Annotated in this window: 16 protein-coding genes; 9 read left to right on the plus strand and 7 right to left on the minus strand. The window is 64.4% G+C overall.

The window, feature by feature from the left end; genetic code table 11:
• Positions 1 to 36 precede the first annotated feature (36 nt).
• The 3 genes from ACM26W_RS05805 to ACM26W_RS05815 all read right to left on the minus strand — a co-directional run bounded on the left by ACM26W_RS05805 (position 37) and on the right by ACM26W_RS05815 (position 4778).
• Positions 37 to 1890: an ABC transporter ATP-binding protein gene (locus ACM26W_RS05805; protein WP_416140824.1), complete on the minus strand. Its 1854-nt coding sequence runs from the start codon at positions 1888 to 1890 to the stop codon at positions 37 to 39.
• Between the two features lie 119 nt (positions 1891 to 2009).
• On the minus strand, positions 2010 to 3722 hold the full coding sequence (locus ACM26W_RS05810) for a peptidoglycan DD-metalloendopeptidase family protein (protein ID WP_416139892.1): 1713 nt from the start codon (positions 3720 to 3722) through the stop codon (positions 2010 to 2012).
• Between the two features lie 210 nt (positions 3723 to 3932).
• Positions 3933 to 4778, minus strand: coding sequence for a pirin family protein (locus ACM26W_RS05815; protein ID WP_416139893.1), 846 nt, complete (start codon positions 4776 to 4778; stop codon positions 3933 to 3935).
• A 116-nt stretch (positions 4779 to 4894) separates the two neighbouring features.
• Between ACM26W_RS05815 and ACM26W_RS05820 the strand changes: the two genes are divergently transcribed.
• Both ACM26W_RS05820 and ACM26W_RS05825 read left to right on the plus strand, forming a co-directional pair.
• Positions 4895 to 5812, plus strand: a complete 918-nt coding sequence (locus ACM26W_RS05820) for a LysR family transcriptional regulator (RefSeq protein WP_416139894.1) — start codon at positions 4895 to 4897, stop codon at positions 5810 to 5812.
• A 97-nt stretch (positions 5813 to 5909) separates the two neighbouring features.
• Positions 5910 to 6914 (plus strand): glutathione S-transferase family protein, encoded by a 1005-nt coding sequence (locus ACM26W_RS05825; RefSeq protein ID WP_416139895.1) that lies wholly within the window; start codon positions 5910 to 5912, stop codon positions 6912 to 6914.
• 262 nt (positions 6915 to 7176) lie between these two features.
• Here ACM26W_RS05825 and ACM26W_RS05830 read toward each other — a convergent pair whose 3' ends face one another.
• Positions 7177 to 7290, minus strand: coding sequence for a DUF188 domain-containing protein (locus ACM26W_RS05830; RefSeq protein ID WP_416139896.1), 114 nt, complete (start codon positions 7288 to 7290; stop codon positions 7177 to 7179).
• Between the two features lie 50 nt (positions 7291 to 7340).
• Positions 7341 to 7790: a YaiI/YqxD family protein gene (locus ACM26W_RS05835; RefSeq protein ID WP_416139897.1), complete on the minus strand. Its 450-nt coding sequence runs from the start codon at positions 7788 to 7790 to the stop codon at positions 7341 to 7343.
• A 446-nt stretch (positions 7791 to 8236) separates the two neighbouring features.
• On the opposite strand from ACM26W_RS05835, the gene ACM26W_RS05840 reads away from it, so the two are divergent.
• Positions 8237 to 9946 carry a DEAD/DEAH box helicase gene (locus ACM26W_RS05840; protein WP_416139898.1) on the plus strand — a complete coding sequence of 570 codons (1710 nt, stop codon included), beginning with the start codon at positions 8237 to 8239 and terminating at the stop codon, positions 9944 to 9946.
• Positions 9947 to 10071: 125 nt separating this feature from the next.
• Positions 10072 to 11055 carry a DMT family transporter gene (locus tag ACM26W_RS05845; protein ID WP_416139899.1) on the plus strand — a complete coding sequence of 328 codons (984 nt, stop codon included), beginning with the start codon at positions 10072 to 10074 and terminating at the stop codon, positions 11053 to 11055.
• Positions 11056 to 11068: 13 nt separating this feature from the next.
• On the opposite strand, the gene ACM26W_RS05850 is transcribed toward ACM26W_RS05845, so the two are convergent.
• On the minus strand, positions 11069 to 11791 hold the full coding sequence (locus tag ACM26W_RS05850; RefSeq protein ID WP_416139900.1) for a glutamine amidotransferase: 723 nt from the start codon (positions 11789 to 11791) through the stop codon (positions 11069 to 11071).
• Positions 11792 to 11811: 20 nt separating this feature from the next.
• Positions 11812 to 12966: an acetylornithine deacetylase gene (gene argE / locus ACM26W_RS05855; RefSeq protein WP_416140825.1), complete on the minus strand. Its 1155-nt coding sequence runs from the start codon at positions 12964 to 12966 to the stop codon at positions 11812 to 11814.
• Positions 12967 to 13157: 191 nt separating this feature from the next.
• Between argE and ACM26W_RS05860 the strand changes: the two genes are divergently transcribed.
• The 5 genes from ACM26W_RS05860 (at position 13158) to ACM26W_RS05880 (ending at position 18925) form a co-directional block, all read left to right on the plus strand.
• Positions 13158 to 14276 (plus strand): alkene reductase, encoded by a 1119-nt coding sequence (locus tag ACM26W_RS05860; RefSeq protein ID WP_416139901.1) that lies wholly within the window; start codon positions 13158 to 13160, stop codon positions 14274 to 14276.
• 109 nt (positions 14277 to 14385) lie between these two features.
• Positions 14386 to 14529, plus strand: a complete 144-nt coding sequence (locus tag ACM26W_RS05865) for a hypothetical protein (RefSeq protein WP_416139902.1) — start codon at positions 14386 to 14388, stop codon at positions 14527 to 14529.
• 135 nt (positions 14530 to 14664) lie between these two features.
• Positions 14665 to 16137, plus strand: coding sequence for an N-6 DNA methylase (locus ACM26W_RS05870; RefSeq protein WP_416139903.1), 1473 nt, complete (start codon positions 14665 to 14667; stop codon positions 16135 to 16137).
• Positions 16134 to 17384, plus strand: a complete 1251-nt coding sequence (locus tag ACM26W_RS05875) for a restriction endonuclease subunit S (RefSeq protein WP_416139904.1) — start codon at positions 16134 to 16136, stop codon at positions 17382 to 17384. The genes ACM26W_RS05870 and ACM26W_RS05875 overlap by 4 nt, the downstream gene beginning before the upstream one ends.
• Positions 17381 to 18925, plus strand: coding sequence for a Fic family protein (locus ACM26W_RS05880; protein WP_416139905.1), 1545 nt, complete (start codon positions 17381 to 17383; stop codon positions 18923 to 18925). The genes ACM26W_RS05875 and ACM26W_RS05880 overlap by 4 nt, the downstream gene beginning before the upstream one ends.
• Positions 18926 to 19285 lie beyond the last annotated feature (360 nt).

The raw sequence follows: 19285 nt of genomic DNA on the forward strand, positions 1-19285 counted from the left end.
GGTCCGGCCCCTCGGCAATTTATTGCGCGATGGGGCCTATTCATACCCCTTTGCCTGCAGCCGGAAGAGCCGGGCATAGCGGCCGTTGGCGGCCATCAGGCTCTCGTGGTTACCCTGCTCGAGGATCTCGCCGCCATCGATGACCAGAATCTGGTCGGCGGCGCGCACCGTGGAGAAGCGGTGGGAGATCAGGATGGTCATCTTGTCGTGGCTGTGTTCTCGGAAGTCGGCGAACACCGCCGCCTCGGCGGCGGCATCCATGGCCGCGGTGGGCTCGTCGAGCACCAGGATGTCGGCGCTCTCGCGCATGTAGGCCCGCGACAGGGCGATCTTCTGCCACTGGCCGCCGGAGAGCTCCTGGCCGCCCTTGAACCAGCGCCCCAGCTGGGTGTGGTAGCCGCCGGGCATCGCGGCGATGAAGTCATCGGCCAGGCCGCGCCGCGCCGCCTCCTGCCAGCGCGCCTCGTCCTCGAAGGCCACCACGTCGCCGGCGCCGAGGTTCTCGCCCACCTTCATCTGGTAGCGCACGAAGTCCTGGAAGATCACCCCGACACGTCGGCGCAGGGCCTGGATATCCCAGTCGCGCAGGTCGCTGCCGTCGAGCAGGATGCGCCCTTCGGTGGGCTCATAGAGCCGGGTGAGCAGCTTGATCAGGGTGGTCTTGCCCGAGCCGTTGGCGCCCACCAGTGCCAGGCTTGCACCGGGCGGCAGATGCAACGAGATGCCGGAGAGCGCCGGCCGCTCGGCACCGGGGTAGGTGAAGCCCACGCTCTCGAAGCGGATGCCGTCGCCGGGGCGTGCGCCCTCGGTGAGGGTGCCGGCCTGGGCCGCCACCGGCTGCTCCAGGTACTCGTAGAGGTTGGAAAGGTAGAGGTTGTCCTCGTACATGCCGCTGATCGCGGTGAGGCTCGCCGAGAGCGCCCCCTGCCCCTGCTTGAAGACCATCAGGTACATGGTCATCTCGCCCAGGGTCAGGGTGCCGGAGACGGTCTCCACCACCACCCAGGCGTAGGCGCCATAGAAGGCCAGGGTGCCCAGCAGCCCGAGGCCGAAGCCCCAGCTCTCGCGGCGAATCGTCAGCCGGCGGTCCTCGCCGTAGAGGGTGTCGAAGATCTTTCGGTAGCGCTCGAGCAGCAGCGGCTCGAGGCCGAACAGCTTGACCTCCTTGATGCTGTCCTCCCGGGCCAGCACCGTCTCCAGGTACATCTGCATGCGGGTCTGGGGTGAGCGCCAGCGAAAGAGCCGGAAGGCGTCGCCGGAGAACTTGGCCTCGGAGAGAAACACCGGCAGCGCGCCCACTGCCAGGATCAGCAGGGCCCAGGGCGAGAACTGCACCAGCAGGAAGCCGAAGCTGATCAGCGAGATGCCGTTCTGGGCGAGGCCGAAGGTCTTGTTGACCAGGCCCAGCGGGCGGATCGATGCCTCGCGGCGGGCCCGGGTCAGCTTGTCGTAGAACTCCGAATCCTCGAACTGGGCCAGGCTCAGGGTGCCGGCCTTCTCGAGGATCATCACGTTGACCTTCTGGCCGAGCAGGGCGCGCAGCAGCGACTGCTGGGCCGAGAGCCCGCGCTGGGCCATGGCGATGGCGGCGATCACTCCGGCCTCGGCCAGCACGTAGCGCAGCACCGGCCAGGCACTCTCGAGGGTGAGGGGCGCGCCGGTCTCGCGATGGTGTGCCATGGCCGCGACCACGGCATCGACGATCAGCTGGCCGATCCAGGCTGCTACCGCCGGCAGCACGCCGGCCACTAGGGTGCACAGCGCCAGGCCAATGGTGAGCGGCCGCGAGGTCTGCCAGACCAGCACCAGCGCTCGACGGCTGTAGCGGAAGACGCTGAAGAAGGCCGCCAGGCGGTTCGCGGGTGGGGGAGTGGGTTGGCTGCGGCGCATATGGGGTGAGGACAAGCGGTGTCTCCGTGCCTGGAGAGAGGGTCAACAGCGACTGGCCAGAGGCCCTAACCGCAGCGCCCCGCTGTCAAGCGGGGCGCTGGATGGTATCAGGCGAAGGCTCAGTCCTGGTCGTCACCGCGACGGCTTGCCACCACTGTGCCGGTGTCGCCGCTCTGCAGGGCAGCCAGCAGCGGTTCGGCCTGGCGCTGGAAGGCCACCAGCGTGTCGCCGGAGAGGCTCATGTTCTCCGGCAGGTCCACGGTCATCGCATTGACCTGGCTGTTGTTCACCAGCACCTCGTAGTGCAGGTGCGGGCCGGTGCTGCGGCCGGTGTTGCCGGAGAGCGCGATGCGCTCGCCCATGGTCACCCGGTCGCCGCGGCTGACCAGGGGGCGGGAGAGGTGCAGGTAGCGGGTCTGGTAGCCGTTGTCGTGGCGGACCACGATGTAGCGCCCGGCCGTCGGGTGATTGGCGACCTTCTCCACGCGGCCATCCGCGGGCGCGACGATCGGTGTGCCGATGGGCATGGCGAAGTCGGTGCCGCGATGAGGGCTCACGCGACCGGTGACCGGGTGCCTGCGATTCGGGTTGAAGCCGGAGCTCAGCCGGTAGCTGCCCTCGAAGGGGTAGCGCTCGAAGGCCGGGTCCAGGCTCTCGCCGTCCGGGGTGTAGAAATTGCTGTCGGCGCTGTTGCGGACCAGGGTCATGTCGAAGCGCTCGCCCTCGTACTGCACCGCCAGCACCCGCGGGTCGAAGCTCGAGCCGTCGATGATGTCCGACTCCACCAGCACCTGGAAACGATCGCCGCGACGGGTGTCGCGGCGGAAATCGAGTTTCTTGCCCAGCACGCGGGACAGCTCGCTGATCTCTGCGCTGGAGAGGCCGGTGGCCTGCGCCGAGCGAGTAAAGCTGCCGCTGACGGTGCCGGCGAACAGGCGCTGGGAGGCCTCGCCGGTGCGCTCGATGGTGGCGACCTCGAAGCCGGCATCATCGCGCTCCACCAGGAAGCCGTTGCGGGCGTTGCGCATCATGCGCAGGGAAAGCAGATTGCCGTCTTCGTCGAGCTGATAGTCGAAGCTGTTGCCGGCCCGCCAGCGGGCCAGGGCGTTCTTGTCGGGCAACTCATCGAGCAGGCGCAGCACTTCGCTGTAGCCCATGCCAAGGCGGTTCTGAGCCATCACCGCGAAGGTGTCACCCTGCTTGACGGTGTAAGTCTGCCACTCCGGCACAAAGGGCTCGGTGGTGGCAATCTCCTTTTCGAGGATCACGGGGCCATTCTCGAAAAGCCCCAGTTCCTCATCCGACACCACCTCATAGGAGGTGGCATCGGCCACCATGGCGCCGTCGTGGTCGAGCATGCCGCTGCCGATGGTGCCTACCACCACGGCCATGTGCACGGCACCCTGGTCGAGTCGAGCGCCGACCAGGGCCTCTTCGGCGGATTCGGGTTCAGGCTGACTGGCGGCCGGGCGGGTGAGCGCCAGTGGCAGGTCGCCATCGGCTGACGCACTGGCGCTGTCGATCAGGTCCAAATCGAGGGCCTCGCCATCGACAAGCTTTGCCAGAGGCAGATGGTTGCGTGTGGCGTCCAGCGCCTGGCTGGCCATGTCGATGGCATCGCCAAGGGGGCTGCGTTGAAAACTGAGCGAGGGGAGGCCAGGGCTGGCATCGACCTCGAGGGGGACAATCACAGTGTCGAGCGTTCGGTGTTCACGCTGGACATCCTGGTAGGTGGTGACGATTTTCTGTGCGCCCAGCACGGTGACCATGGTGGCAACCGGCAATAGCAATAACTTGTGCGTGCGGGGCAGCGAATGAAGGATTCGCAACATGGGTAAGGGCCAGTGAATAATGGAAAAGACAAAAAAGGCATCTGAACCTTAACCCATGATGTATGACATGCCTATCCTGTACGTACGCACAGTAACCCTCCCGCGCCGAATTTATGCGATGCGAGAGAGCCGAAAAAACACCATTTGTTACTGAATGTTATTAAAGCCCGGGCGGGCCCGGAAATCAACCCTATTCCACGGAAATTGGTCTCAGCCGGTAAAGGTGCCGTCGCGATAGTCATGCAGCGCCTGCTGGAGCTCCGCCTGGCTGTTCATCACGAAGGGCCCGTAGTGGGCGACGGGCTCCCGGTGGGGCGTGCCCGCCAGCAGCAGGGCCTGGCCGCCCGCGGGGCTTGTCAGCGCCAGCAGGTCGCCCTCGGTAAGCCGTGCCAGGTGGCCCGCCGGCACCCTGGCATCACCCACCGCCAGCTCACCCTCGAACACATAGGCCAGCAGGGTAGGGGCGTCGGTCTGCAGGACCAGCTCGCTACCCGCCGCCAGGTTCACATGGGCCACGCAACCGCTGCCGGCCAGGGCATCCAGCGGTCCCACGACGGTCTCGCCGTCATTACGGGTCCAGCGACCGCCCAGGGCGATCAGCTCGGCGCCATCGATGGACAGGCGCGACATTTCATTGCTACGCACATCGCGATAATCCGCCGGGCTCATCTTCTCGCTGGCAGCCAGGTTCAGCCATAGCTGGAAGGCGTGCAGGCCATGGCGGTCGGTAAGCGGCATCTCGGAGTGGATGATGCCGCGGCCGGTGTGCATCCACTGGGCATCGCCAGCATTGATCGTGCTCGAGTGACCCAGGTGGTCCTCGTGGGTCAGGCCGCCGTGAATTACGTAGGTGAGGGTCTGGATGCCGCGATGGGGGTGGGGCGGAAAGCCGCCGATATAGTCATCCGGCCGGTCGGAGCCCAACTCGTCCAGCATCAGGAAGGGGTCCAGCCCGCCGCCGAAGTCGTGGATCCGCTTGATCTTGACGCCGTCGCCGTCCTGGCTCGGCTGGCTGGGCTGCAGGCGATCGACCTGGCGAAGGAGGGAAGATGTCATGACAGGGACCTCTGGTTGTCGTGAGGGCTTCATAATGAAGCGTTATCTGGCATTCTAGGCCGACTTTTTCGAAACTTAAGCGCATTGTTTCGCTTTATTCATTCGAGGATATCGAAATGTCACGCGTCACCCTGGCCCAGTGGCAGATGCTGGCCGCGGTGGTCGACCACGGCGGCTTTGCTCGCGCCGCCGAGGCGATCCACAAGAGTCCCTCCACCCTCAACCATGCGGTGCACAAGCTCGAGGAATTGCTCGGCGTTCAGGTGCTGGAGCCGGTCGGCCGGCAGGTGCGCCTGACCGAGGCCGGCGAGCTGCTGCTGCGCCGTGCCCGCCAGCTGATCGAGAGCGCCGCCGCCCTGGAGGATGTGGCCGGCCGGCTCGCCGAGGGGCTGGAGGCTGAAGTGGTGCTGGCCGTGGATCAGGTCTTCCCCTCCGACGCCCTGGCCCGCGCCCTGGACGACTTCTCCGAGGCCTACCCCTATGTGCGGGTCCAGCTTCACGAGACGGTGCTCAACGGCGGCATCGAGATGCTCTACGACGGCAGCGCCGACCTGGTCATCTCCGGCCTCTCGGCCCAGGGCTTCCTGGGCGAGCCGCTGGTCACCGTGCGCTTCGTGGCGGTGGCTCATCCCGGGCACGCGCTGCACCGTCTCGAGCGCAGCCTCGACCTGCGTGACCTGGTGCAGCACCGCCAGTTGGTAGTGCGAGACTCGGCGCAGCGCCAGTCCCTCGACTCCGGCTGGCTCAAGGCCGAGCAACGTTGGACCGTGAGTCACCTGGAGACCTCCATCGACATGCTGGAGCGTGGCCTGGGCTTCGCCTGGTTGCCCGAGACGCGCATCCATGAGGGGCTCGAGGCGGGGCGATTGAAGCCTTTGCCGCTCTCTGCCGGCGGCGTGCGCGAGATTCCGGTGCAGTTGATCCACCGCGACCGCGACCGTGCCGGCCCCGCCACCCGAGCCTTGGCCGAGGCGCTGCTCAGGGAGGCGAGCGGCTGCTTGCTCGAAGAGGATTCGATTTCTTCGAATGAATAAGCCCAGAATATGCGCTGAAGCGTCGATGATTTCGCACTAAGATGGAGGCATCGCAATCCAATCGGCGGCGTCAGGTCGCCCACAGAGGAGAAGCTCCATGGGCCTGTTGATCAACGGCAAGTGGCATGACCAGTGGTATGACACCGACAAGCACGGCGGCGAATTCGTGCGTGAATCCGCTCAGCTGCGCGACTGGGTGACTCGCGACGGCGGCGAGGGGCCGGACGGCCAGCCGGGCCTGCCCGCCGAAGCGGGACGCTACCACCTCTATGTCTCGCTGGCCTGTCCCTGGGCGCACCGCACCATGATCCTGCGCAAGCTCAAGGGGCTCGAGGATCTCATCGGCCTGTCCCATGTCAGCCCGCTGATGCTCGACGAGGGCTGGACCTACGATGTGGCCGAGGGCGCCAGCGGCGACCCGGTCAACGGCGTCGACTTCCACCACCAGCTCTACACCCTCACCGATTCGCGCTACACCGGCCGCGTGACGGTGCCGGCGCTGTGGGACAAGCAGCAGGAACGCATCGTCAACAACGAGTCGGCCGAGCTGCTGCGCATGTTCAACGGCGCCTTCGATGAGCTGACCGGCAACCGCCTGGACTTCTACCCCGAGGACCTGCGCGAGACCATCGATGCGGTCAACGAGGATGTCTATGACCACATCAATAACGGCGTCTACAAGTCGGGCTTCGCTACCGAGCAGAAGGTCTACGAGAAACACGTGGTGGCGCTGTTCGAGGCGCTGGACCGGATGGAGACACGCCTGGCGGAGAGCCGTTACCTGGCCGGCGAATGGCTCACCGAGGCCGATATTCGCCTCTTTACCACCCTGATCCGCTTCGATGCCGTCTACCACGGCCACTTCAAGTGCAACCTGCGGCGCATCGAGGACTACCCGAACCTCTCCAACTATGTGCGCGAGCTCTATCAGTGGCCGGGTGTCGCCGAGACGGTCGACTTCGACCATATCAAGCGCCACTACTATTACAGCCACGACAACATCAACCCCACCCGCATCGTGCCCCACGGCCCGCTGCTGGGCCTCGAACGCCCCCATGACCGTGAGCGCCTGCCGGGCAAGGGCATCCGCGAGAAGGGTTAACGGTTCCTTGCCAGCCAGCGATGATCCATCGCTTTGAAAGCAAGGCGGAGGCCTCGGTCTCAGGTGGCATTGGTTCTTGCTGGTGGGACTGGGCTTTGCCCGGCGAATGGCGCCGCAGGCGCCCAGCGGTGTTACCAGGCAATGCAGTGGCCTCGGCCTTTCGCCCCGCGGAGCGTGGCTCCCACCAGTGAAAACAGCGCCCAGGTAGGTATTGCGCGATGGTGGTTCTTTATTGGTGAGAGCCGGGTGGTAAATGATGGGCTCAACCGTTCTTTGCCAGCCAGCGGTCCAGCGCATTGGCGAATTCCCGCCGGTCGGCGTCCGAGTAGCCCTTGGGCCCACCGCTGTGTTCGCCGCTGGCCCTCATGGTCTCCATGCTGCCCTTGTATCAGTCGCATCTGGACCCGGGTACAGATGCCTTATGGCTCAACCGTTCTTCGCCAGCCATCTATCCAGCGCATTGGCAAATTCCCGGCGGTCGGCGTCCGAGTAGCCCTTGGGCCCACCGCTGTGCTCCCCGCTGGCCCTCATGGTCTCCATGAAGTCCCTCATCTGTACCCGGGCGCGGATATTGTTCTCGTTGAGCGCCTCGCCGCGGGTGGTCATCACCTTCGCCCCACGCTCGATGGCCGACATGGCCAGCGGCAGGTCGGAGGTGATCAACAGGTCACCGGCCGCGATGCGCTCGACGATCTCGTCATCGGCGGCGTCGAAGCCCTGGCTCACCGCCAGCGCCTTGACCCACTGTGAACGGGGCAGGGGCACCGCATGGTTGGCCACGAACCAGGCGGCAGTCGAGGTACGTTCGGCGGCGCGCACGATGATATCGCGTGCCACCTTGGGGCAGGCGTCGGCGTCGACCCACAGCGTCGGCATGGAGCGTCTCCCTAAGTGGAAAGCAGGGCGGGCCCGGCGAAAAAGCTGGCCAGTGGAAGGGGACGATGGTAGCATGCGGCCTTCCTCGCATGTGCTGACCCCACCATCATGTACGACGCCATCGCTGCCGGTCATCGACCGATCACAGGATGGGCGCCGCAACGCCAGGCCCAGCGCCATCGCTGACTGCCGCAAGCGTTCGAATTGTGTAGATGGAGCGCCAACCGAGATCCCGCCACTCTGGCGAGATCGGCGCAAATGGTCGCCACAGGGTTCCTGATCGCCATCCCCGATGGCATGGAACCGATGCTAGGTGCGACCGGCGTCCCCGACTCCGATGTCCCGTGCTGCAACCCCTTGAGGGCGCAGCCCGCCTGACCGTTTTGTTCGCGTCAGGGACGCCAATGAATTTATGCCGGTGATTCCGGCCTACCAAGGTGTGATTGATGACCTCGACTTCTGTCGCCTCGCCGAGCTTCGGCGACCTCGCTCTGCTGCCCGCCGTTCTTTCTGCCGTCAAGACTCTGGGCTACGAGATCCCCTCGCCGATCCAGATTCAGACCATTCCGGCCCTGCTGGAAGGTCGTGACATGCTGGGCCAGGCCCAGACCGGCACCGGCAAGACCGCTGCCTTCGCTCTGCCGATCCTGTCGCGCATCGAGCTGACTCGCCGCGAGCCCCAGGTGCTGGTGCTGGCGCCGACCCGTGAGCTGGCCCAGCAGGTGGCCGTTTCCTTCAGCAAGTACGGTCAGAACCTCCAGGGCCTGGAAGTCGCCACCCTGTGCGGCGGTCAGGAGTATCGCGAGCAGCTGGGCGCGCTGAAGCGCGGCGCTCAGGTCGTGGTAGGCACCCCGGGCCGAGTCATCGATCACCTGGATCGCGGCAGCCTCAAGCTCGACGGGCTCACCTCCCTGGTGCTCGACGAAGCCGACGAGATGCTGCGCATGGGCTTCATCGACGACGTCAAGCGCGTGGTCGCCGATACCCCCAAGGAAGCCCAGCGGGTGTTCTTCTCCGCGACCCTGCCGACCGAGATCGAGCGCATCGTCAACCGCTATCTGGTCGATCCGGTCAAGGTTGCCATTGCCTCGGCGAAGGGCACCGCGGCGAGCATCGAGCAGTTCCTGGTTCGTGTCGACGGTGGCGCCAAACTGGAAGCCCTGGCCCGTATTCTCGAGGTTGAGCCCGTTGATGGCGCCATCGTCTTCGTACGCACCCGTGCGGCCTGCACCACCTTGACGGAACAGCTCAGTGCCCGTGGCCTGAGCGTTGCCAGTTTGTCCGGTGACCTGGACCAGAGCCTGCGTGAGCGCACCGTTACCCGCCTCAAGCGGGGCAAGGTGGATATTCTGATCGCCACCGACGTGGCCGCTCGTGGTCTGGACGTGTCGCGTCTGACCCACATCATCAACTACGACCTGCCCCAGGATGCCGAGGCCTATACGCACCGCATCGGTCGTACCGGCCGGGCAGGGCGTACCGGGGTCGCCATTACCTTCGTGGGTTTCCGTGAAGGCCGCAAGGTGGGCTGGATCGAGCAGGCCACCGGCCAGAAGCTCGGCGAGATGGAAGTGCCCGACGAAGCCGCCATTCGCGCTCACCGCGACGAGGTCTTCCACCAGAAGGTGATCGCCGCGCTGACCGCCGGTGCCGAGGAGCAGCTCGCTCTGGTCGGTCGCCTGGTCGAGGAGGGCTATGATCCCATCGAGCTGGCCTGCTCCTTTGCCCGTCTGGCCCGTGCCGACGAGTCCCCCATCGGCCGCATGCAGGCGCCGCGCAAGGAGACTCGCAATGACCGCGACTCCCGCGACGGCAAGCCGGCGCGCCGTGAGAGCCGTGGCCCGAGCGAAGGCATGACCCGCTACCGCGTCTCCGTGGGCCACAAGGACGGCGTCAAGCCGGGCCAGCTGGTTGGCGCCCTGGCCAACGAAGGCGGCATCGAAGGGGCCCGTATCGGTCGCATCGATATCCGCACCTCCTTCTCCGTGGTGGAGCTGCCCAGCTCGCTGCCGGCCAGCATCCTGGCCAAGATGGCCCGCGCCCGCGTCGCCGGCCGCGCCCTGGAGATCAGCGAGGACAGCGGTGCCCCCGAGCGTGCCCCGCGCCGTCGTCGCGAGGACGGCGACGCGCCGATCCGCCGCCCGTCACGCGCCTGAGACACCGGTTGCCGCCTCCTCAGGCGGCGCCACACCCCCGACAGGTCGGAGCTCAGCTCCGGCCTGTTGTCGTTGGGGCCCCTGAAACGGGGCCCCTGAAGTGTTGTCGGCAAGGAGGATGCTGCATGTGGAAGCGGCTGCCGTTTCGTCTACGCGGCTACCTGATCACCGTCACCGGTGTGCTGCTGCTCTCGCCGGATGCCCTGCTGGTCAAGGACACCAGCGTGGATGTGGCCACCTTCATGTTCTGGCGCGGGCTGATGCTCGGCCTGGTGCTGCTGTTGATCGCCGCGCTGCGCTATCGCGAGCGCCTGCCCCAGGCCATTCGCGCCTGCGGGCCGGCGGCGCTCTGGTGCCCGCTGGCCTTTGCGGCCAGTGCCTGGGCCTTCGTCGGCGCCACGCGCCTGACCACGGCCGGGAACGTGCTGGTGATGCTCAACCTGGCGCCGCTGGCGGCGGGACTGATCGGCATGCTGCTGTTCGGGCAGCGGCTGCGCCGCCAGACCTGGGTGGTGATTGCGGTGTGCGTGATCGGGGCGAGCCTGATGGCCGCCGGCGAGGTGGGGCAGGGTAGCCTACTGGGACTGGCCGTGGCGCTGATCATTCCGATCGCCATCGCCGTGAACACCACGGTGGCCAGCGCCCAGCGGGGCAGCGGCACCCGGGGGCTCGATACCACGGTGGTGCTGCCGCTGGGCTGTCTGGCCATGCTGGTGCCGGCGGCGCTGATGGGCGGCGCCCAGCTGCCCGATGCCGAGGACATGCAGCGCCTGGCGCTGATGGGGCTGATTCTGCCGCTAGCCTACTTCCTGATCCAGACCGGCGCGCGCTACCTGCCCGGCGCCGAGGTCAGCCTGGTGATGCTGGTCGAGACTCTGGCCGGCACCCTGCTGGTGTGGTGGTGGGTCGGCGAGGTGCCGGCGGCGCTGGCCTTCCTGGGGGGTGGCATGATCGTCGCCGCCATGCTGGCAAGCTCCCTGCGCGACCTCTATCGTCAGCGCCGCAAGGCCGCCGAAGGCGCGCCGGATACCCGGCGCCTGCGCGACGCGGCGGCGGAAGAGAGCATCGAGCGCGGTGAGCCTGGTCCGCCGGTGGGCGAGCGCCACTGATCCTGCTGACGTCTCAGCTCGGCGAGTCGCTTGCCACTGCTTCAGCAAAGCGGGTCAGCAGTGAGCCGGCCTCCGGAGTGACGGTGATGCTCTCGAGCAGCGCTTCCGGGTCCTGCCCCTGGTCGCGCAGCTTGTCGACCTGGCGGGCCAGGTAGGCGCGCATCACCTCGGCGGTGAACTCCGGATGGAACTGGACGCTCCATTGGCGCGGGCCGTAGCGCAGCGCCTGATAGCCATCGTGGGCGTTGCGCGCCAGTATCACCGCGTCTTTCGGCGCCTGGAGCACCGACTGGGCGTGGGTCAGCTGGGCCGGGAAGCGCTTGGGCAGCTGGCCGAGCAGGGGATCGTCGCGGCCTGCGTCGGTGAGCGTGACGGCGTGCGTGCCGGACTCGCGCCCCGCCGGATGGTAGTCGCTGACCCCGCCGAAGGCCGCGGCCATCAGCTGGTGGCCATAGCACACTCCCAGCATCGCCAGGTTGCGCTCCCGCGCCTCCACCAGCCAGGGTTTCAGGGCTTCGCTCCAGGGCTCGGCGTCGCTCACCATGGCGTGGGAGCCGGTGATATAAAGTCCATCGATGCCCTCGAGTGCGGGCAGAGGCGCGTGGCGGGCGTCGAACACCGTGGCGCTGAAGCCGGCGCGGGCCAGCGCCTGCTGGAACAGCGCCTCGAAGTCGCCGTGGGATTCCACGACCTCGGGGAAGGCATCGCCGGTCTTGACGATCAGCAGTCGGGGCATGGGTCTCTCCTTGACGGAAGCTAGTCGTGGCACAGTCGTTCGCCCAGCGCCACCATGAAACGGGTGCCGGCCTCGAGCTGCTCGCGCTCGATATATTCGTCGGGCTGGTGGGCCTGGCCGATGCTGCCCGGGCCGCAGATCACCGTGGGCAGCCCTCGGCGCTGGAATTGCCCCGCCTCGGTGGCGTAGGCCACCGCGCCGGCGGGGCGCTCGCCGAGCAGCGCGTTGCAGAGTGCCAGCACTTCGGCGTTGTTGTCGTCGGCCAGCGCCGGCACCGTCTCGTTGAGCGCCTCGGTGACGATGGAGGCCTCCGGCGCACGCCGCTGCATCTCGGCCTCGAGCTCGGCCGCCCGGGCGCTGACCCGGCCCAGAAGGTCAGAGAAGCGATCCGATGGCAGGTGGCGGATCTCCCACTCGAAGGTGCATTCCCGGGCCATGATGTTGATCGCCGTACCGCCGGCGATCTTGCCCACGTGCAGGCTCGAGTGCACCACGTTGAAGGCCTCGTCGACGCGCCCCTCGGCCTTGAGCTCGGCCATCACCTCCTCGATATAGGTGACCAGCCTCGCCGCCACGTGGATCGCCGAGACCCCCTGGTTGACCTGGCTGGAGTGGCTGGCGCGGCCGGTGACGGTGGTGCGCAGGTTGGTGGCGCCCTTGTGGGCCACCACCGGGTGCATCAGCGTCGGCTCGCCGACGATCACCGCGGCGGGCAGCGGATGCTCGGACATCAGCGTCTCGATCATGCGCGGCGCGCCGATGCAGCCGACCTCTTCGTCGTAGGAGAGTGCCAGCCAGATCGGCCTCGTCAGCTCGAGGCTTACCCAGCGAGGCACCTCGGCCAGGGCGCAGGCGATGAAGCCCTTCATGTCGCAGGTGCCTCGGCCGTAGAGGCGACCGTCGCCCTTGTCGACCAGGCGGAAGGGGTCGGTGGACCAGGGCTGGCCGTCCACCGGCACCACGTCGGTATGGCCGGAGAGCACCACGCCGCCGGCCACGTCCGGGCCGATGCGCGCCAGCAGGTTGGCCTTGCGCCCGTCGTCGCTCTCCACCCGCCAGTGCGGAACGCCGTGCTCGTCGAGCAGGCCCTCCACGAAGGCGATCAGGTCCAGGTTGGAATCACGGGAGACGGTGGGGAAGCCCACCAGGCGGTCGAGCATCTCGGCGGCGGTCATGGCGCGCTCCTTGGTGGCGATGAGGGAAAGCCTATCATGGCCGCCGGGGCAGGCCGATGCTGTCATCATCCATAGCGCCAGGCTATCCGGGCGATTCACCCACTTTCCTGACAGAAATTGTTAACACGCTTACTATGGATGACGTTGATTTTTCCAACATGTGCATTCATTTTTCAGCAGGAGGCGCCTCGATGCCTGATACATCGCTATTCACCCCGCTCAAGCTTGGCAGCCTGAGCTTGCCCAACCGCGTGATCATGGCGCCGCTGACCCGCTCGCGCACGCCGGACAGCGTGCCCGGCAGGTTGCAGCAGGTGTACTACGGCCAGCGCGCCAGTTCGGGGCTGATCATCAGCGAGGCCACCAATATCTCGCCGACGGCTCGCGGCTACGCCTATACGCCGGGGATCTGGACCGACGAGCAGGAAGCCGGCTGGAAGGGCGTCGTCGAGGCCGTGCACGCCAAGGGTGGGCGCATCGCCCTGCAGTTGTGGCACGTGGGACGCGTCTCCCACGAACTGGTGCAGCCCGACGGCGAGCAGCCCGTGGCCCCCAGCGCGCTGAAGGGCGAGGGCGCGGAGTGCTTCGTCGAGTTCGAGGACGGCACGGCGGGGCCGCACCCCACCAGCACGCCGCGGGCGCTCGAGACCGACGAGATCCCCGGCATCGTCGAGGACTACCGCCAGGCCGCCGTGCGGGCCAGGCGCGCCGGCTTCGACATGGTGGAAATCCACGCCGCCAACGCCTACCTGCTCAACCAGTTCCTCGCCACCGGTACCAACCAGCGTACCGACCAGTACGGTGGCTCGCTGGAGAACCGTGCGCGTTTCCCGCTGGAGGTGGTCGATGCGGTCGCCGAGGTGTTCGGCCCCACACGCGTCGGCATCCGCCTGACCCCCTTCCTCGAACTGTTCGGCCTCACCGACGAAGAGCCGGAAGCGATGGCATTCTACCTGGCCGGTGAGCTCAAACGCCGCGGCCTGGCCTATCTCCACTTCAACGAGCCCGACTTCGCGGGTAGCGACATTACCTACCCCGAAGGCTTCCGCGAGCAGATGCGCCAGCGCTTCAGCGGTGGGCTGATCTACTGCGGCAACTACGACGCCGAGCGCGCCCAGGCCCGGCTGGACGACAACACCGCCGACGCCGTGGCCTTCGGCCGCCCCTTCATCGCCAACCCCGACCTGCCCGAGCGCTACCGCCTCCAGGCCAAGCTCAACGAGCCCGACCCGAGCACCTTCTACGGCGGCGCCGAGACCGGCTACATCGACTACCCCTTCCTCGATAACGGGTACGACCGGCTCGGCTGAGTCGACGCCCGCCCCTGAAGGTAGCAAGCCCGGTCAGCGTGCCGGGCTTGTTGCTGTATGAGCGGTAGGGGGCTTCGTCATGTTCACGGCGTCGACATGTCGCAGCGACATGTTCAAGAAACGCGATTTTTTCGACACGTCCGCCGGAGATGTCGATGGCATCGACATGTCATGGCGCGGTGAGCGCCATCCGAGCGCCGGAAATGAAAATAGCGTGGCCGCTTATTTTAATTTCGGGCCGAAATTAAAATAAGGCACCTCGGTACGGGCGGAGTGAAGGAGGCGCCTGCGTGAGTCCCGGTCCGGTCGCCACGGGCGATTGGCGCAGGCCGACGCCGCGGCGTAGCATTGCCCCCAAGATTCCCATCGCAAGGAACCGCGGAACCCCATGTTCGAGCAGACCTTCAAGAACATCGACGATGTGTTGTGGAAAGAGGCCGGCTGCGCCACCGAGCTGGACTACACCGAGCAGACCTCCTGGCTGCTTTTCCTCAAGTACCTGGACGATCTGGAGCAGAGCCGCGCCATCAATGCCACCCTGGCCGGGAAGCCCTTCGACTTCATCATCGATACGGCCTATCAGTGGTCGAGCTGGGCGGCACCACGCCAACGCGATGGCAGCCTGGATCGCGACCGGGCCCTGACCGGCGACGACCTGCTGGACTTCGTCAATCGCGAGCTCTTCCCCTACCTGCAGGGTTTCCGCGAGCGGGCCAGCGGGCCGGATACCATCGAGTACAAGATCGGCGAGATTTTCGGCGAGGTGCGCAACAAGTTCCAGAGCGGTTACAGCCTGCGCGACGCCCTGGAACTGGTGGACAGCCTGCAGTTCCGCTCCCAGGCCGAGAAGCACGAGCTCTCGCACCTCTACGAGGCCAAGATCAAGAACATGGGCAACGCCGGGCGCAACGGTGGCGAGTACTACACCCCGCGCCCGCTGATTCGCGCCATGATCCGGGTGATCGACCCGCAGATCGGCGAGCGCCTCTACGACGGCGCGGCGGGGTCGGCGGGCTTCCTCTGCGAGGCCCACGACTACCTGCGCTACGGCATCAATAGCGACGAGCCGCGCCGGCTCACCACTGAGCAGCTCGACACCCTGCAGAACCACACCTTCTTCGGCAAGGAGAAGAAGAGCCTGCCGTATGTCATCGGCATCATGAACATGATCCTGCATGGCATCGAGGCGCCCAACCTGGTGCACACCAACACCCTCACCGAGAACCTCGCCGACCTGCAGGAGCGAGACCGCTTCGACGTGATCCTCGCCAACCCGCCCTTCGGCGGCAAGGAGCGCAAGGAGGTCCAGCAGAACTTCCCGATCAAAACCGGCGAGACCGCTTTCCTCTTCCTGCAGCACTTCATCAAGCGCCTCAAGGCCGGCGGCCGCGCGGCGGTGGTGATCAAGAACACCTTCCTGTCCAACGCCGACAACGCATCGAAGGCACTGCGCCAGGAGCTTTTGGAGAGCTGCAACCTGCATAGCATCCTCGACTGCCCCGGCGGCACCTTCCTCGGCGCCGGAGTCAAGACGGTGGTGCTGTTCTTCGAGAAGGGCGCCCCCACCCGCGAGATCTGGTACTACCAGCTCGACCCCGGCCGCAGCCTGGGCAAGACCAACCCGCTCAACGACTACGACCTCGCCGACTTCGTCAGGCTGCAGGCCAGCTTTGCCGACTCCGACAATTCCTGGAAGGTCAGCGTCGATGACCTGGACCGCGACAGCTTCGATCTCTCGGTGAAGAACCCCAACAAGGCCGAGGTAGCGCCGCTGCGCGACCCTGAGGTGATCATCAACGAGATCGAGACGTTGGATCGCGAAGCCGAGGAGATCCTGGAAGGGATTCGGGGGATGTTATGAGGGAAGGGTGGAAGAGCGCTAAGCTAGGCGAAGTCAGTGAGATGATCAAACGCGGCATTGCCCCCAAGTACACTGATGCGGGTGGTGTATGCGTCATCAACCAGAAGTGTGTTCGCGACCATTCTATAAATTACGCTCTCGCTCGCCGGCATGATGTTGATGCCAAAAAGGTTCCGCAGGAGCGCTTGATCCAGCTCGGCGATGTCCTGGTGAATTCTACGGGCACAGGGACTCTGGGGCGAGTCGCGCAAGTTCGAAGTGAGCCGAGTGAGTCGGCTACCGTTGATACCCATGTGACAATTGTTAGGCCCGCTGATGGGTTGTTCTATCATGATTTTTTTGGCTATATGCTCATCAAGATTGAAGATGAGATTATTAGCAGTGGGGAAGGGGCAAGTGGGCAGACGGAGCTTCCTAGGCAGAAGCTAGAAAGCCAATTTCTTGTCTCGTTTCCTGAGTCGATAGAAGAACAAAAGCGCATCGTCGCCATCCTTGATGAGGCCTTTGAGGGAATCGATACGGTCGTTGCTAATACCGAAAAAAACCTTGCTAACGCCCGCGAATTGTTCGAGAGTTACCTGAATTCGGGTTTTAGTCATCGGGGTGTGGGCTGGAATAATAAAAAACTATCGGATCTCGGAAATATTACTTCCAGCAAAAGAATTTTTAAAAGTGAATACACTGAGAGTGGAGTTCCGTTCTTTAGAACCAAAGAGATAAAGGAGCTTGCGCATGGTCAAGCCATTTCAAAACCGCTGTTTATTTCCAAGAAGAGGTACGTAGAAATCAAGAGTAAGCATGGTGTTCCAGAGGTTGATGATATTTTAATCACAGCGATTGGGACGATCGGTGAGGTGTATGTTGTAGATAATAATGATGAATTTTATTTTAAAGATGGCAATGTGCTTTGGCTGAAGGATTTTAAAAATATAAATTCTAGTTTTTTGAAATACGCACTTATATGTTTTGTGGAAAACCTTAAGAGGATTTCTCGTGGGTCAGCTTATAATGCCTTGCCCATAGAGAAGCTTAAGCAATATGAAGTCCCAGTTCCTTCTTGTGATGAGCAAGAAAAATTGTCGTCAACCTTTGACGAACTTTCTCACGAAGCGCAGCGCTTGGAATTCATCTACCAACAAAAACTCGCCGCTCTCGCCGAGCTGAAGCAGTCCCTGCTGCAGAAGGCCTTCTCCGGAGAGCTGACGGCCAGGGAGGCCGAGACGGCGGTGGAGGAGGCCATTGGATGAACAGCAAGCTGCCCATTAACCTCCAGGATTTGCTGCTCCAGCGCACGGTGGAAGAAGAGCGTATTGAATACAAAGCAGGATGGAATCCAGAAGCGATTCTGCATACGCTTTGTGCCTTCGCCAATGACTTCCATAATCTGGGCGGTGGCTATGTAGTGATTGGCGTCGAGGAGCGTGATGGGCAGCCACAGTTACCTCCCGTAGGGATCGAGCCATCCGAGATTGATGCCATCCAGAAGGAGCTGCTCAACCTTGGCAACTCGGCGATTCAGCCGCCTTATCATCCGCTGACGGCGACCTACTGCATCGAAGGAAAGATGCTGCTCGTCCTGTGGGCCCCAGGGGGCGAAGTCCGTCCCTACAAGGCTCGGCGCAGCCTGTCCAACACTCAGCGTGAATGGGGCTGGTATATTCGCAAGCATACAAGCACAGTTCGCGCTCGTGGCGATGATGAGCGCGAACTGCTGTCGCTGGCTGCCACCGTGCCCTTCGATGACCGTTACAGTCAGACGGCGACTCTTGATGACGTCTCGCTGCGGTTGATCGAGGAGTTTCTTAACGAGGTGGGCAGCGAGCTGGCCGTCGACGTAGCTCAGCTCCGCCGCGAGGAACTCTGCAGAAGGATGAATATTGCCGGTGGCCCATCCGAGTCCGCCTTCCCGAAGAACGTGGGCCTGTTGTTCTTCAACGACGATCCAGGCCGCTTCTTTCCGGCTACCCAGATTGATGTGGTGTGGTTTCCCGACGGTCCTGGCGGCGACCGTTTCGACGAGAAGGTGTTCCGCGGTCCTCTGGGGCGCATTACCCGCGATGCCCTGGAGTATATCCAACGCCACTACCTCACCGAAACGGTACTCAAGCATCCGGATCGCGCCGAGGCAGAGCGTTTCTGGAATTACCCCTACGCGGCCATCGAAGAGGCAGTGGTCAACGCGGTTTATCACCGTTCCTACGAGATTCGTGAGCCCATCGAGGTGCGCATCACCCCGGAAGAACTCATAGTACTCAGCTTTCCAGGCCCGGACCGGTCGATTCGGATGGAGGAACTGAGGGTTGGGCGAGCGGTTAGTCGCCGTTACCGTAATCGCCGTATCGGCGAATTCCTCAAGGAGCTGGACCTCACCGAGGGGCGCTCTACTGGCATTCCCAAGGTGCTGCGTGCCATGAGCACCAATGGCTCGCCATTGCCGGAGTTCGACAGCGATGAGGATCGCAGCTACTTCCTGATTCGGCTGCCGGTTCACGAACAGGCCGTGTCTATTGAGGGCAAGGCCCAGTCAGGGGCCCAGTCAGGGGCCCAGTCAGGGGCCCAGTCAGATGCGGTGCTTCTGGCACTGCGGCAGCAGGGAGCGCTCTCCTCTAAAGACCTCATCCATGTGCTCGGTCTCAAGAGCAAGACGGGCGCCTTCAAGCGGACCCTGCAAGAGCTGATGGACGAGGGACTGGTCGAGTATACGTTGCCGGAAAAACCATCCAGCCGATTACAGAAGTACCGCCTGACTGCCAAGGCACGGCGGTCGATGAGTGACGGAGAGGCATGAGCCCCCGCTCTCCAGGCCTCGGCAGTGATGGCGGTGATCAAGCAGGCACAGGAGGCTGAGTTGATCGAGGTTGCGGACCCAGAGCGCCCCCGTGCTGGCTATGTACCCATCTGGGCCTGATTTCTTGATCGGGATTTGATTCCAGTGGGAGGGGGAGGCATCGTTTCTTGGACTATATTCATAAAAACAATAGTTTAGCCTGAGTTTTCGAGCTTATGGTTTTTTATCGAGTTTTCATCAGCAGTTCGCTCTTCGAGCAGATGGGTGGCCAAAGAGGCAGCGTCACCGTGCGTCGGCGAGTCAGGGGACCGCTGTCGATCGCGCAGCTTGTAAGGATCTCTTACACGTTGCCCATGGTTG

The organism is Halomonas sp. HK25 (assembly GCF_047795635.1).
Lineage (GTDB): Bacteria > Pseudomonadota > Gammaproteobacteria > Pseudomonadales > Halomonadaceae > Halomonas.

Coding starts and splice junctions, on each gene's coding strand:
- ACM26W_RS05805 (WP_416140824.1), bottom strand. CDS start 1,890: ATGCGCCGCAGCCAACCCACTCCCCCACCCGCGAACCGCCTGGCGGCC.
- ACM26W_RS05810 (WP_416139892.1), bottom strand. CDS start 3,722: ATGTTGCGAATCCTTCATTCGCTGCCCCGCACGCACAAGTTATTGCTA.
- ACM26W_RS05815 (WP_416139893.1), bottom strand. CDS start 4,778: ATGACATCTTCCCTCCTTCGCCAGGTCGATCGCCTGCAGCCCAGCCAG.
- ACM26W_RS05820 (WP_416139894.1), top strand. CDS start 4,895: ATGTCACGCGTCACCCTGGCCCAGTGGCAGATGCTGGCCGCGGTGGTC.
- ACM26W_RS05825 (WP_416139895.1), top strand. CDS start 5,910: ATGGGCCTGTTGATCAACGGCAAGTGGCATGACCAGTGGTATGACACC.
- ACM26W_RS05830 (WP_416139896.1), bottom strand. CDS start 7,290: ATGGAGACCATGAGGGCCAGCGGCGAACACAGCGGTGGGCCCAAGGGC.
- ACM26W_RS05835 (WP_416139897.1), bottom strand. CDS start 7,790: ATGCCGACGCTGTGGGTCGACGCCGACGCCTGCCCCAAGGTGGCACGC.
- ACM26W_RS05840 (WP_416139898.1), top strand. CDS start 8,237: ATGACCTCGACTTCTGTCGCCTCGCCGAGCTTCGGCGACCTCGCTCTG.
- ACM26W_RS05845 (WP_416139899.1), top strand. CDS start 10,072: ATGTGGAAGCGGCTGCCGTTTCGTCTACGCGGCTACCTGATCACCGTC.
- ACM26W_RS05850 (WP_416139900.1), bottom strand. CDS start 11,791: ATGCCCCGACTGCTGATCGTCAAGACCGGCGATGCCTTCCCCGAGGTC.
- argE (WP_416140825.1), bottom strand. CDS start 12,966: ATGACCGCCGCCGAGATGCTCGACCGCCTGGTGGGCTTCCCCACCGTC.
- ACM26W_RS05860 (WP_416139901.1), top strand. CDS start 13,158: ATGCCTGATACATCGCTATTCACCCCGCTCAAGCTTGGCAGCCTGAGC.
- ACM26W_RS05865 (WP_416139902.1), top strand. CDS start 14,386: ATGTTCAAGAAACGCGATTTTTTCGACACGTCCGCCGGAGATGTCGAT.
- ACM26W_RS05870 (WP_416139903.1), top strand. CDS start 14,665: ATGTTCGAGCAGACCTTCAAGAACATCGACGATGTGTTGTGGAAAGAG.
- ACM26W_RS05875 (WP_416139904.1), top strand. CDS start 16,134: ATGAGGGAAGGGTGGAAGAGCGCTAAGCTAGGCGAAGTCAGTGAGATG.
- ACM26W_RS05880 (WP_416139905.1), top strand. CDS start 17,381: ATGAACAGCAAGCTGCCCATTAACCTCCAGGATTTGCTGCTCCAGCGC.